We start from the raw sequence: 13062 nt of genomic DNA on the forward strand, positions 1-13062 counted from the left end.
CATGGGACCGTCGCGAGCCCTTTTTCAACAACCTGCTAGAGCACTTCTGGCGGACGGACAATTTGGCAGCGTCCGTCACAGGCAAAGGCGATCTGCTGGAAAGCCGTCTTGATCAGATCGCGCAGAAGTACGACCCAGGGCGAGTGTCAGCAAAGGGTCGTGGCATGATGCGAGGCATTGATTTGAAGTCCGGCGAGGCTGCCGGTCAGGTCGTCAGGATCGCTTTCCGGAAGGGCCTCATTGTCGAGACCGCTGGTCCCAATGACGAAGTGGTGAAGTGTCTGCCACCTCTAGTCATTGGGGAGGATCAGCTTAGCCAAGGCCTCGACATCCTCGAGGACGCTATCGATCGCGTGATCGCAGCGCAGCGAACGCGGCAGTTGAGAGGTGAGGATGATCGTCAGGGATCTCACTGAGGAGAAATTGAGGGTCCGGCGTGTCGAGACGTCGAACTGGGAATCGTGCGGTTGCTCATGGAAGAGCGATAGCCACAACCAGGAAAGTACGACGAGGCGTGGGATCGATCGATCTACCATGGCTGGGCCGATCCGTGGGCCTTCGCATGGCAGCGGCAGCACTGCGGCCGCGTGAGAAGAATATATAACGTCGACGCGCTTCTAGGACGGAGAAATCTCCAGGGTTACAATCGGAGGGTTACCGTCCATCTGGAGTGGCCCCCTTTCTAAGCACCTGCACATTCTCTAACGATCGCAACCTCAAGCGTTCGCTCGCCCGGTAATGCCCAGCTTTCTGATTGATCTAATCTAATCTCGGGATTCAAGAAGCCCAGCAGTTGTAGCGGCCGCACCATTATAAGCGTAAGCGATGCGCCAAGGCACCTTGCAATAGGCCGATGAACATGGAGTTTTCGAGCCATGACATTGGAACATGCAAGCGGCGATACGGTCGCCGAGTTAAGCGGCGCCGCGGCGTCCGAAGATCTTACAACGGTGCCCGGGCGCGTGCGGCAACGAAGGCTGTGGAGTTGCACGGAGAAGCGCGCGTTGGTCGATCTGGCGAGCGCGGCGGGGTCGTCGGTGACGGAGGTGGCGGAGGCGTTCGGCGTAGCTCCATCACAGCTCTATGCCTGGCGCAAGCAGATGGCCGGCGGCGAGCTTGATGCCGATCAGGCGATAGCGACCTTCGCGCGCATCGACGTGAGCGATCTGCCCGGTGTCGAACGCCCCGTCGCCGATTGCCCGGACCCGGCCGGCAGGATCGTCGTGGCCTTTCCGAGCGGCACGCGACTGCGGATTGATGGGACCGTCGATCCGACAGCGCTGCGTATCGTCCTGGCGGAGTTGACCAGGTGATCACGGTTGTGCCGACCGACCGGATTTACCTTTGCTGCGGCGCGACCGACATGCGTCGCGGGATCAACAGCCTGGCGCGGATGGTGCAGCAGGTGCTCGCGCTCGACCCGCACACCGGCGCGATCTTCTGCTTCCGTGGACACAAGGGTCATATCATCAAGATTCTGGCGCATGACGACCAGGGGTTCTGCCTTTTTACAAAACGGCTTTCCGAGGGTTGTTTCGCCTGGCCGACCACCAAGGATCAGGTGACTGTGTCGCTCACCAAGGCACAGCTTTCGCTGCTTCTGGACGGGATCGACTGGCGCCGGCCGAACAAGATTTATCGACCGCGTCTGGCCGGCTAAATTCGGTCGTTTCTCATTGATTTTGTGTCGATTTTGCTTCCGTGGACGAGGTCTTTCGGGTATGTAATTTGGGTGTCGGAACAAGCTCCCTCAACCGCTGATTTCTTCGCTCGGATCGCCCTTCTGGAGGCGGCCGTTTCTGCCCGTGACATCACCATCGCCGAACGCGATGAACAGCTGCGAAGAGAGCGCGTCGAGGCCGCACTTCGCATCCAGCGCCTGCAGCTGCGGATCGATCGCTTCAACCGCAAGGCCTTCGGCCGCTCCTCCGAGAAGCTGGGCCAGATGCGGCTCGAACTCGAAGATCTCGAGACCGATTTCGCCGCCAGCGTGCCGGATATCGAGCTGCCCATCGTTGCTGACACCGACAAGGTCCGGGTGTTGCTGGTGCGCAAGCTCAACCCGAACCTGCCGCGCAAGAGGATCGTTCGCGAGCCGTCCTGCGCATGCTGCCCGGGCTGCGGCGGCGATCTGCGCGCCATGGGCGAAGATAGCGAGGAGATGCTCGACCTGGTCGCCCAGGCCTGGCAGGTAATCGAGACCGTTCGACCCAAGTACAGCTGCCGGACCTGCGATAAAATCATCCAGGCGCCCGCACCAGCCAAGGCCATTGCGCGCGGCAAGCTCAGCTATGCCGCGCTCGCCCATATCATGATGGCCAAGTGGGGTTATCATCTGCCCTTCTACCGTCAGGTACAGATGATGGCCGCCAAGGGCGTCGATATCGAGCGATCCACGCTTGCGCGCAGCGCCGGCTACGCCGCCGCCTTGCTCGATCCCATCTACAACCGCATCCGTGAGATCGGCCGTACCCGCACCAAGATTCACACCGACGACACGCGGCATCCGATCCTGGCGCCCGGCACCGGCAAGACACACAAGGGCGCGCTCTGGGTTTATGTCGCCGACGATCGCAACTCGGGTTCGAAGGAGCCGCCGATCGCCTGGTATCGCGCCACCATGGGCCGCGCCGGCGAGAGCGTGATGAGCGAGCTCGCCGGATTTACCGGCACGCTCCAGGCCGACGGATTCAGCGGCTATAACCAGCTCTACAAGGGCGGCGCCATTCGAGAAGCTGCCTGCCTGGCCCATCTACGTCGCAAGATATTCGACGTTCACGACAGCCAGCCGACCGAGCTCAGCACGACGGCGATGGCTGGTATCCAGGCGATCTACCGGATCGAGGAAGAGATACGGGGGCTCCCGCCCGCCGAGCGATTGGTCGCACGACGAATGCGGACCCGACCACTGGTCCGCGCGCTGCGACGACAGCTCATGCGCCAGGGCAAGGGTTTGTCGCGCCATGCCGATATCGCCAAGGCCTTCGCCTATGGCACCAACCGATGGCGCGCGTTCAATCGCTTCCTCTATGATGGCCAGCTCGAGCCCGACAACCTCATCGCGGAGCGCGCCATTCGGGGATTTACAACGACCGATTCATACTGCACCTCCTCCTCAAACGTCTGGAAACAGGGACTTTTGGTTTTCCATTTTGATGCGACACGGGCCCCTGTGACGCGGAAACTGGGTTACTTGATCCTTTTCCAGGTCAGTGGCTCGTATTTGGTGCGGCGCATCCGGAACAACCTGCTCGGTAGGGAGCACGCCCTCCTTGATCAGTCGACGGACACGATGGGCTGTAACTCCAAGCTTTTTGGCAGCTTCGGTCAGCGTGAGCCATTCGCCATTCTTTTCGGCGGATCGGTAGCCGTGGATTTTATGGACCGTGCGAAGTGCCCCGACACGGCGCGCCGTCCAGGTTTTGCCTTGTCCGGTCTGCATTCCCATCCGGTTGAGAGTGGCGGCAATGTTTGCGTCGGACCAGCGGGTAGCCATAGACCGCATGACGGCAAGGGCTGCCTCCGGAGTACTCTGGCCATGTTCGCCCGCTTTGGGTTTGCGAATACGCAGCTGGGAGTGTTGCCCACCCCTCCAGTGGATCGTCAAAATGACTTCACGTTGTTCTTCATCGACGTCAGCGATGATATCAGACACGAGGGTGCGAAGGAGCTGCTGACGACAACGCATATCGACGTCAGGCGCGCGCCAGGCAGCCTCCAGGTCGGTGGCAATGCCAGCAAAATCGGGAACTGGGGTGACAAGATCGATTTGTCGCGCTTGGGCCAAACCCGCTTCACAGGCTTCCACGCGCCTGAGCGTTGCCTCCCAGCTCTTCTCAAGTTGGGCAGCGATCAGCCGGTTGTCGGGGTCGCAAGCGGCATAGCGACGTTCAGCGAGAGATGCCTCGTATCGGGCTTGCTGCAAGTCCAGCTCCACCATACGGTGTCGTTCTTCCAGATTATCCCGATGCGCACGGTCAGCTTCCATTGCGGCCTCGATCGCCATTGGCGTCACGGCCCTCAATATCTCTTTGCCGATGGCAGGGTCGATGCGAGATGCGCCAAAAGTCATGCATCGTGGCTTGGCCAGCATCTGGTTGATACGTTCGCAGCGGTAATAGGGATGACCCGGAGGCCGGCCCGAATAGACAACGCCCAACCGCCTTCCACATCGGCCGCACGTGAGCAGGCCCGCGAGCAGCGCCCGGCCGCCACGACCCGACTTGATGCCGCCTTTCTGTCCAAAGGCATTGACGGCGATATGGCTCTGGTTCCTCTCAAACTCACTCCAATCGATATAGCCTTCATGATGATCCTGGAGCAGCACTTCCCACGTTCCAAAGGGCTTGTCGTGGCCGTAGCTTTTGCGAGCCCTGCCATCGACAATCTCCGTTCGCTTCTCGCTTTTACCATAGACGTAGACCCCGGCGTAGAATGGGTTCTTCAGGATCGAAATAACACTTCGATAGCGAACCGGCACCCAGTCGAAGGACACCGTTTTGCGCCCGTCAGAAGGACGGGGAAAATGGAAATTATCAGCCGTCAGCGAAATCAGCACCTGACGGGCGCTGCCAAGCTCGCGGAAGCGCGAAAAGATGAGGCGGATCGCCTGCTGTACCCGAAGATCAGGATCAAGCCCCAGACCGTATTCACGATGCCAGATATAGCCGATCGGAACACTGAGGCGCAGTCCCCCCCGCCGCGCTTTGGCGCGAGCCGCGTCAAGCATGCGCGTTCGCAAAATGCCGAGCTCAAACTCGCTGATACTGCCCTTCATGCCCAACAACAATCGATCGTTCGGCCGACAGGGATCGTACACCCCGTCGAGATCTATGACGCGCGCTTCAACCAGGCCGCACAGTTCCAGGAGATGGTGCCAATCCCGACCATTGCGAGAAAGGCGCGATGCGTCGAGACAGAGCACTGCGCCAATTTTGCCCGTGCACAGGCCGCTGACCAGTCGTTCGAAACCAGGGCGGTCTACAGCACCGCTGGCGGTACGACCAAGGTCATCGTCGATCACATCGACATCACGGAAACCCCAGCGGCGCGCGACATCGACAAGTTCATATTGTCGCCGCTGACTCTCCAGGTTGTTCTGGACCTGACCCGGCGTCGACTGTCGAACGTAGACCACAGCTTTGCGCTTCAGCACCGTGGCTGGAAGGAGATCATTGCCCGTCATCGCTGGCCTCCTTCGTCGCGACGCCGGCCGCGGCCATCAGGAGGGTCGCCAGCCTGGCAACGACGGCGCTTCGTTCCGCGTCGCTCAGGCCTCGCATCTGCGGCGTATCGAGCGGCATGCTCAGCTGCTGGGTCAGCAGCGGTAGCGACGAGGGTCGTGGTAGTGCCTTCATGGCGCGCCTCCTGGATGGCCGTGAGTCCATCCGTCGAAGTCTGCCTGAAACCGCGCTCGGTAAGCAGTCTATGAAGCTCTGCAAGCCCAACCACCGCAACGCGCGGTTCGCCCATCTCCATGTCGGCGCAAAACGCCCGATCCAGCATCCACTCCGCCACCTGGATGATCTCACCCGGCCTGATCTCTACCCGGATGATCGCGCCATTGGCCCGGTCCTCGCGACCTTCATGCCGAAAACGACCGCCGTAATATGGATGCCAGCGATAATGAAACTCTACCATCTGCCCGACATGGGCAGAATGACCCTGCGATGGCGGTCGGAAGGCGCAATTGGCTTTTCTCGGGCAACTTCGCCGCGGCGGAGCGGTCAGCGGTCGTGCTCAGCGTCATAGAGACCTGCAAGCTCTGCGGCGTCGATGCCGAGGCCTACATGGCCGACGTCACCGAGCGCATCCAGAATGATTGGCCAGCCTCGCGCTGGGACGAACTGATGCCGTGGAATTGGGTGCGCCGCGAAGAGATGCAGCTCTCCTTGGCGGCATGAGCGCGCTCGATGACATGGCGCTGTCGGACGAGGCGCTCGAGGCCTGGATGGCTGCCAAGACCAACCGCCCGCTGGTGCGGACCATGTCGGCGCTGGATGGCTTCGTAACGGCGGCGGTCACCGGGCCGCGGTTCCCGGACCCGCAATACTGGATGTGCCCGCTCATGGGGTTGCCGCGCGACGTCCTGGCCAAAGGATCTGCAACCGATCACGCCGTGTTTGCCAGCGTCGCCAGGATCCACAACCGGATCAACGAGACGCTCTTCGACAGACCGCAGGATTATGCGCCCCGTTTCGCCACCAAGCCCAGCGGCGGCATCGACCCGCGGCCGTGGTGCCAGGGGTTCTACGCGGCCATCAATCTCAACATCAAAAAATGGAAACGGCTACTCGACCTCGACAACCCCAACCACGGCCTGCTGCTGCCGATCCTGATCTACTGCGTCGACAAAAAGGGGCGGCCCGTCCTCGGCAAGCCCAGGCCAGGGCCAGAGACCGCGCGCTTCATCGAGCATGAGGCCTACAAAGACATCGCCCTCGTCATCCCCGCCCTGCGCGAACTCCACTACGTCACCCGTTATGATGATCCGCAGTGATCGGCGGCGACGCGGACCAACGGCTTCCTATTATCTACTATAGAGCACTATTTCGGGAAAGGTGCCTTGGCGCATCGCTTACTTATAAGCCGTAGAAGGTCAGAGACATAGCCAGGCTGCGCTAGCCCAGTTTATATAGCGACCTGTTGTTTTTATGCAGGATCATCCCGGCGGCCTCAATTGCCTCTTCAAAGCCAAGGCTTCCTCCAACGACGTGTTCGGTGAGCGCCTTTGCGAGGTATCGCTTGCCCCAGCGGCCGGCTAACCAGTAAAGCTCGGGGATATGAAACGCGTCGCTTGCGAACAATATTTTCGAAAGCGGAACGACTTCCATGACTTGCATGTACCGCTGAAAAAGACTCTGATGCACGAACGGCGTCATGATCGATAATTCAAAGTAGCAGTTAGGATACAGATGGCTGAGCCATGCGGCTTTTCCGACTGAGGGATAGCCTGCATGTAGCGGAATGATTTTTGGCATCCGCATTACGTTATCGCGGTCAAATCGGCAAACTTCCTCAAGGTAAAACGGATCCTGGTTGCGCAGTATTACAGACGGAGCTTCTCCGTCGCCCGTGTGGATCTGCATCGGAATGTCACGCTTGAGGCATTCTTCGAGAGCTAGCGTGAAATTGTAACGGCGGAGATCCTTTGAGAGATTGTACTCGGACTGGCGGTCCATGCTTGGAATCTTGTGGAACGATCCCCTTAGCGCCTGCCATGATGCCCGGGCAGGACCCCTATCGTAAAGAGGCTCGATAAGTCCAATGTACGGAAGAAGATAGGACTTCATCCCATAGGATTTCTTTCCGTAATTCCCGTCACCGTCTAGCAAGTCCAGTAGCCGCGCCATGTATCGCTGCTCGTACTCATCGAATGTGATATCGAGAGGAAAAAGCTCCTTTTGGATCATCTCTATTCGTGCAAGCCGGTTCGTACGGCAGGGCAGTATGCTTTCTTCATAGCGGTCGATCTCGGCTGCGCCGCAACCTTCCGCATAGCCGGTGTCCACCATGACGTTTTCGTAGTTCACGTCTCGCAGAAGGCTGCTGACATAGGCCCAGTAGTTTTTACCACGCTCGTTCCTGGCTTCGATGACCGTTTCCAGTTTCGGCTCGCAGCCCAAGAATTGCGCGAGTTCCTTTACAAGAAATTTCACAAAGACGCTTTGAGCTATGTCACCGACGATACCGCCGACCTTGTTCTGGATACCGAATTGCTTGTCGAGATCATGCCGTGTGGCCTCATCACCATTTAGCCATCGATCGTAAACGCCGGCAGGAAAATATGCCGGTATTGGATCAAAAGCGGCCAACGACATTCGTTCCAAGAACCGCTGCGGGGTCGTGAACGCATCTCGATCGGTCACAATGTGGCAATGGGTATCATCAATGGGTAGATCGTTAACTGCCTCGAAAATATTCAAAAACTCCGGGTGCTGTTTCGAAAGAAACAGTGGAAGGTGGTCAAAATTATTTTCTGGTTTGCGTTTCATGTTCTTGTCTACCTGAGGAACTGTTTCGGTTGCAACCTAATGCTGTGCGTGACTTGGCGGCATGCTTCCGCCACGAATGTTCCCGTCCAAAGACTCATCGGTCGTTTCGATGGCCGATCACGCTTGATCTGCCCCCGTATTATTACCAGCCAACATTGGTGGCCGGTCGGTTGCGCACCGCGATAGCTCCGCGAGGACCCGGATCCACGAGCGAATCCCCTTGTGGAAGCTGGACAGGTCATACTTCTCGTTCGGGCTGTGATGCCGGTTATCTGATCGCGCGAAACCGATGGGCAGAGATTCCAGGCCCAATCGACGCTTAACCATACTGACAATTGGAATTGACCCGCCACTTCCAATCAGTACAGGTTCACAGTTCCACTCCTGCTTCAGAGCAGCACGTGCTGTGGAAAGATATTGGCTTTTCGACGAAATAACGGATGCAGGGCTGCCACCAAGTCCGGTAAAGTTCACTTTGCAGTCGGCAGGTGTTCTGGCGCGAATGTGATCACGAAACCTGGATTGAATGCTTTCTGGATCTTGACCGGGGACCAACCTAAAGGAGATCTTAGCCAGAGCACTGGACGGGATGATGGTTTTCAGACCATCGCCGTAATACCCCCCTGCAATTCCGTTAATTTCGCAGGACGGACGCGTCCAAATCTGCTCTAGAACTGAATAGGCACTATCTCCGGCAGAATGAAAAAGCCCCGCACTCCTCAGAAATGCATCCGCATCGAAATCAAGTTTCAATATATCATCTCGGCGTTCTTCGTCTAAGTCCTGTATATTGGCGTAGAATCCCTCGATGGCTACTTCGCCATTTGCACCTCTTAAGCTGGCGATAAGCTCGGCTAGGACTTGGATTGGATTGCGTGCAGCGTTGCCATACGCACCAGAATGCAGGTCGCGGCTGGCACAGCTTATTTCAATCTCTTCTTCCAAAATGCCGCGAAACATTATGGTGATGGCGGGGACCGTATCTCTCCATAGATAGGTATCGCAAAGCAGCATAACGTCAGCAGCCAGTTCGCCCCCATTTTCATCCAAGAACCCCTCCATACTTGGGCTACCGCTTTCTTCCTCTCCCTCGAAGAACATGGACACGTTTATCGGTAGACGTCCTGTCACCGCCTTCCACGAGCGACATGCTTCAATGAAGGTTAGAAGTTGCCCTTTATCGTCCGATGCACCACGAGCAACAATATGGGTTTCGCCATCGGGCTGCTCCTTAAGGCTCGGCTCGAAGGGGTCGGAGCTCCACGCCTCGACAGGCTCTACCGGTTGAACATCGTAGTGGCCGTAGAACAAGACATGCGGGCCATTTGCTTCCTTGTTGTGCGCGACCACTATGGGGTTCCCGATAGTGGATTTAACGGACGCCGCGAAGCCTATTCCTGACAGCTCATCTGCAATCCAGGAAGCCGCGTCGCGGCATTGTGGTGCATATGACGCGTCGCACGAAATGGAAGGTATCCGCAGGAATTGGAAAAGCCGATCAAGGCTGGCGCTCAGATTGGCGCCCGCGTGCCCTAAGACCTCTTCGACAAGTTGCTGCGACACCCCGTGGCCAACCCCTACGTCGGAATTTTCCTCCATTATCATCTTCCTTTCATAGCGGGAGCAGTGTGGCGGCGCTCACCATCTTGTTGGTTACTTCGAAGTGCAATCAATAGTGGACATCCGCTGCTCATGTAGCGCTCTATGAACCGCTTTCGGAGCAACCTCATTAGACTTCAAGATGGTCCGGCCTTCCAGGTGGTCTCGCCTCAAGCCTGGAGTGGGACGACTGTCGAATCAGTGGGCGTCAAATAATTCCTGGATTTTCGCCAGATCGGATGTTTGGGTGAGCGCCAGCATCAGCAGGATGCGAGCTTTTTGTGGATTCAGAGAGTCAGCGGCGACGAAGCCAAGTGCGTCATCATCAAGCTCGTCGTTTCGCGCGACAATGCCGCAGTTGGCGCGCGAGGAGCGGACAAACACCAATCCCCTCTTCACAGCTTCAGTAGCTGCAGGCCGGATCACCTTTGGAAGGTTCCCGTTGCCTGTCCCGGCCCAAACAACACCTCTGTAACCGGATGCCGACACGGCTTCGAGTATATCAGGTGTCACACCGACGTGGCTGTAAAGGATTGCAACGCGAGGGAAGCTTTCCGCACTCAAGTCGAACGCGCTCGCTATTGTGTGTCTGCGTTTCGGCGAACGATAAAAATGCGGTTTACCGTGCATTACGTAGCCAAGGGGGCCAAAATCCGGCGCCTTGAACGCGTCCAAATTGAAGGTGGTCTTCGTGACATCACGGGCCGAATGAATTTCGGCGTTCAGCGTCACCAGCACACCCTTGCCCCTCCCCTCGGGGTTACTAGCGATGGCGACAGCATTGTAAAGATTAGCTGGGCCGTCTGCGCCGAGCGAATAGGGGCGACGCATGGCTCCCACCACAATGACCGGCTTGTCACTTTTGACGACAAGATTGAGGAAGTATGCTGTTTCTTCCAATGTGTCCGTGCCATGCGTAACCACCACGCCTTGGACGTCATCTTCGGCCAGGGCCTCATTGATTCGGCGTGCCAGTGTCAGCCAATTCTCGATCGAGATGTCGGGACTTGATACCTGAGCGATCTGCTCCACCGAGATATTGGTCATATTCCTGAGCTGCGGCACGGCATCGACCAAAGCGTCGCCAAGCAAGGTCGGATCCTTTGGCGATGTTTGTGCTATCGAGCCCCCGGTGGCAAGAACAAGGATTTTTCCGGCGTATAGATCCATTTTGTTCTCCGTTGGGGAATTTAGCGCTCAGATATCTAGCTTCGGCGATGCGGCCGAACACCGGAGCGGTAGCGCTTGGGCTCCGCTCCGCTCAAGCCAGACACTTTTCGGTCCAGTTGCCTCGTGGCTCTCGCGACTGGCTACCGGGAACTTGCGGCGGATGGCGGAGACATCGAACTTGCCAGCCATGCGTTCCTGCCCGTACGAAAATCTGAAGTCGCGTCATCATTCACGGGCGGCTCACCGAGGTCCACACTAAAATCGGATTGTGGGATTATTTATTCCGTTTATCGAGAATTTTGCGACACTGTCCGCTATTCAGGCGGCACTCGGCGAAACGCGGCCACCGCAGCCGACGATCTGTTGTTAAAATGGAATGCACTGCAACGGGCGTGGAGATGCCGAGGCGGACCATCCGATCGATCGCGCCGATCTACCGTGTGGCCGGCATCCACCACATCCACAACATCCGCCCGTCCGGTCCTGGCAATCGCCGCATTCTTTGATTCTTTGAACCTTTGAATGCTCTTTATTTTAGTGCTTCAGCACACGAGAGAGGAAGGTTCGGGTACGTTCATTGCTCGGCACGTCGATCGCTTATGGTGACCGCCTGCCGCGCAATGGCATCCCACAACAATGACCTACCGGCGCGCCTAGCCCGTCCTATTCACGAGCGGCCTGGGTCCTTGCCGCTTAGCGTTCGGTCATGAAGGTGTGAGGCGTCTTTTTCACCGCAGCTGAGACTGGACGTTGGAACGCGCTGGAGGGTCAAGGTATCGGGTTCGGCGGGGCTTTGATGCCCCGGCGCTCATGGCCCTGCGGGCTGCAGCGTGATGGCGATCGTTCGGAACAGACTTGCTTCGGGACAGGCGGCGGCGAAGGCCAGACGGATGCGCGAGACGGTTTCGGTGACGCGGGCGCCGAGCTTGAGAAGCCTGAGCCGCAGTGTAGCGAACTCGGCGTTGCACAGATGATGGGTCGTGGGCACCGCCTCGCGCAGGGTGAGCATCAACCAGTATGCGGCGGTGTGCAGGACGAGACGGACCTGGTTGGCAATCGGTGAGCGGCAGCTGGTGCGGTCGGAGGCGAGCTGGCTCTTGTGCATCTTGATCAGGTTTTCGGCCTGGCCGCGGGCGCAGTAGATCACATCGTAGACATGCTCGGCGGAGCCTTTGTCGAGATTGGTGACGACGAAGCGGATGTCGAGGCCGAGGGTGGTTGCCTCGATGCGGGCGCAGGCGCGGCGTTCCGTCCTCCAGGATTTCGCCTTGTATCGGGTCTCGGCATAGCCGCGCAGCACCGGCTTCTGCTCGAGCGCGCGGCGGGTGCGGATATCGTCGGCGGCTTCATCAACGAGACGCTGGAGAACCTTGTTGCCGGGCAATCCGAAGAGGTAGTCGACCGCATTGTCCTCGCACCATGCCATGACTTGCGCCCGGCCATAGTGGCCATCGCCGCGGATCAGAATGCGGGTGGTCGGCCAGCGGGCGCGGATGCGCCGGACAAGCCGGCGCAGATGGCCGCGGATCTCCTTGCCCGCCGGGGTCCTGCCAGGACGCAGGATCATGGCGACCGGGCGTCCTGTCGCGGCGTCGTAGATGTGGATCGGCAGGAAGCAACGCTCGTCGTAATGGGCGTTGAACAGCGAGAGCTGCTGATGGCCGTGAACGACATCCACCGTGTCGTCGATGTCGAGCGTGACGCTTTTGGGCGGCGCGGCATAGCTCGACAGCCACAGATCGACCAGCACCCAGCCGAGCCGGATGACGGTGCGCAGGTCGGGCAGGTTCTCGAGGCGCGAGCATGTCGGCTGCGAGCACAGATCAATCCCGCTGTCGGGCAGCCGCCCGCAGGCGAGCTTGAAGGCCGGGTCGGTGCGCAGCCGGTCGAGATCGTTGGCATCCTCGTAGCCGCATGCGATCGCAAAGATGCGGGCGCGCACAATGTCGGCCATGGCGTGCGTCACCCGCGCTGGATCGCGCGGATCGTGGATCGCGGCGGCCAGCCTGTCGGCCAGTTGCAGGCGTCGCTCGGCCGCTGCCAAAAGCATGACGCCACCATCCGAGGTGATGCGTCCGCCGTCAAACGCAGCTGTGATCTTCTTGCGTCCAACGGCTGGAAATGAGAGCGGCAGCAACGTATCATCGGTCATGGCGGGTGTGGCTCGCGAGAGGCGGTGGCAGGGTTGGCTTAGACAACCGAATCCTACGCTAAATCAATCGCTTAGGCTACATCCGCCAACCTCTCAGACGCAACGTCGTGCATAAGACGGGCTAGTCTTAGTCTTAGTCTTAGTCTA

Annotated in this window: 10 protein-coding genes and 1 pseudogene; 6 read left to right on the forward strand and 5 right to left on the reverse strand. The window is 58.7% G+C overall.

Going from position 1 to position 13062, the window contains the following annotated elements:
* The first annotated feature begins 62 nt into the window (after positions 1-62).
* The 4 genes and pseudogenes from BPNPMPFG_RS33690 to tnpC all read left to right on the forward strand — a co-directional run.
* Positions 63-416: an aminotransferase class III-fold pyridoxal phosphate-dependent enzyme gene (locus BPNPMPFG_RS33690; protein ID WP_258597146.1), complete on the forward strand. Its 354-nt coding sequence runs from the start codon at positions 63-65 to the stop codon at positions 414-416.
* A 459-nt stretch (positions 417-875) separates the two neighbouring features.
* Positions 876-1313: an IS66-like element accessory protein TnpA gene (tnpA, locus tag BPNPMPFG_RS33695; protein WP_258597148.1), complete on the forward strand. Its 438-nt coding sequence runs from the start codon at positions 876-878 to the stop codon at positions 1311-1313.
* Entirely contained in the window at positions 1310-1660 is a 351-nt protein-coding gene (gene tnpB, locus BPNPMPFG_RS33700) for an IS66 family insertion sequence element accessory protein TnpB (protein ID WP_258597149.1), read from the forward strand. Before tnpA ends, tnpB begins: the two co-directional genes overlap by 4 nt.
* A 72-nt stretch (positions 1661-1732) precedes the next feature.
* Positions 1733-3034 (forward strand): annotated as a pseudogene (gene tnpC, locus BPNPMPFG_RS33705) (IS66 family transposase); the annotation flags it as partial.
* An 81-nt stretch (positions 3035-3115) separates the two neighbouring features.
* On the opposite strand, the gene BPNPMPFG_RS33710 reads toward tnpC, so the two are convergent.
* Complete coding sequence (locus BPNPMPFG_RS33710) at positions 3116-5185, reverse strand: recombinase family protein (protein WP_258597673.1); 2070 nt, start codon at positions 5183-5185, stop codon at positions 3116-3118.
* A 484-nt stretch (positions 5186-5669) separates the two neighbouring features.
* Between BPNPMPFG_RS33710 and BPNPMPFG_RS33715 the strand changes: the two genes are divergently transcribed.
* Together BPNPMPFG_RS33715 and BPNPMPFG_RS33720 are read left to right on the forward strand one after the other, a co-directional pair.
* Positions 5670-5903 (forward strand): transposase domain-containing protein, encoded by a 234-nt coding sequence (locus BPNPMPFG_RS33715; RefSeq protein ID WP_258597150.1) that lies wholly within the window; start codon positions 5670-5672, stop codon positions 5901-5903.
* Positions 5904-5917: 14 nt separating this feature from the next.
* Positions 5918-6499, forward strand: coding sequence for a UPF0149 family protein (locus tag BPNPMPFG_RS33720; RefSeq protein ID WP_258597152.1), 582 nt, complete (start codon positions 5918-5920; stop codon positions 6497-6499).
* A gap of 121 nt (positions 6500-6620) precedes the next feature.
* On the opposite strand, the gene BPNPMPFG_RS33725 is transcribed toward BPNPMPFG_RS33720, so the two are convergent.
* From BPNPMPFG_RS33725 to BPNPMPFG_RS33740, 4 genes are all read right to left on the reverse strand, one after another.
* Positions 6621-7994, reverse strand: coding sequence for an amidohydrolase family protein (locus BPNPMPFG_RS33725; RefSeq protein ID WP_258597153.1), 1374 nt, complete (start codon positions 7992-7994; stop codon positions 6621-6623).
* A 117-nt stretch (positions 7995-8111) separates the two neighbouring features.
* Positions 8112-9593: a M20/M25/M40 family metallo-hydrolase gene (locus BPNPMPFG_RS33730; RefSeq protein ID WP_258597155.1), complete on the reverse strand. Its 1482-nt coding sequence runs from the start codon at positions 9591-9593 to the stop codon at positions 8112-8114.
* Between the two features lie 198 nt (positions 9594-9791).
* Complete coding sequence (locus BPNPMPFG_RS33735) at positions 9792-10763, reverse strand: asparaginase (protein WP_258597157.1); 972 nt, start codon at positions 10761-10763, stop codon at positions 9792-9794.
* A gap of 808 nt (positions 10764-11571) precedes the next feature.
* Positions 11572-12915, reverse strand: coding sequence for an IS1380 family transposase (locus BPNPMPFG_RS33740; protein ID WP_258597158.1), 1344 nt, complete (start codon positions 12913-12915; stop codon positions 11572-11574).
* Positions 12916-13062 lie beyond the last annotated feature (147 nt).

Origin of the sequence: Mesorhizobium sp. AR07, assembly GCF_024746815.1 — a bacterium.
Lineage (GTDB): Bacteria > Pseudomonadota > Alphaproteobacteria > Rhizobiales > Rhizobiaceae > Mesorhizobium.

Excerpts from the sequence above, each read along its gene's own strand:
- tnpA (WP_258597148.1), top strand. The coding sequence starts at position 876 with ATGACATTGGAACATGCAAGCGGCGATACGGTCGCCGAGTTAAGCGGC.
- BPNPMPFG_RS33710 (WP_258597673.1), bottom strand. The coding sequence starts at position 5,185 with ATGACGGGCAATGATCTCCTTCCAGCCACGGTGCTGAAGCGCAAAGCT.
- BPNPMPFG_RS33715 (WP_258597150.1), top strand. The coding sequence starts at position 5,670 with ATGGCGGTCGGAAGGCGCAATTGGCTTTTCTCGGGCAACTTCGCCGCG.
- BPNPMPFG_RS33720 (WP_258597152.1), top strand. The coding sequence starts at position 5,918 with ATGGCGCTGTCGGACGAGGCGCTCGAGGCCTGGATGGCTGCCAAGACC.
- BPNPMPFG_RS33725 (WP_258597153.1), bottom strand. The coding sequence starts at position 7,994 with ATGAAACGCAAACCAGAAAATAATTTTGACCACCTTCCACTGTTTCTT.
- BPNPMPFG_RS33730 (WP_258597155.1), bottom strand. The coding sequence starts at position 9,593 with ATGGAGGAAAATTCCGACGTAGGGGTTGGCCACGGGGTGTCGCAGCAA.
- BPNPMPFG_RS33735 (WP_258597157.1), bottom strand. The coding sequence starts at position 10,763 with ATGGATCTATACGCCGGAAAAATCCTTGTTCTTGCCACCGGGGGCTCG.
- BPNPMPFG_RS33740 (WP_258597158.1), bottom strand. The coding sequence starts at position 12,915 with ATGACCGATGATACGTTGCTGCCGCTCTCATTTCCAGCCGTTGGACGC.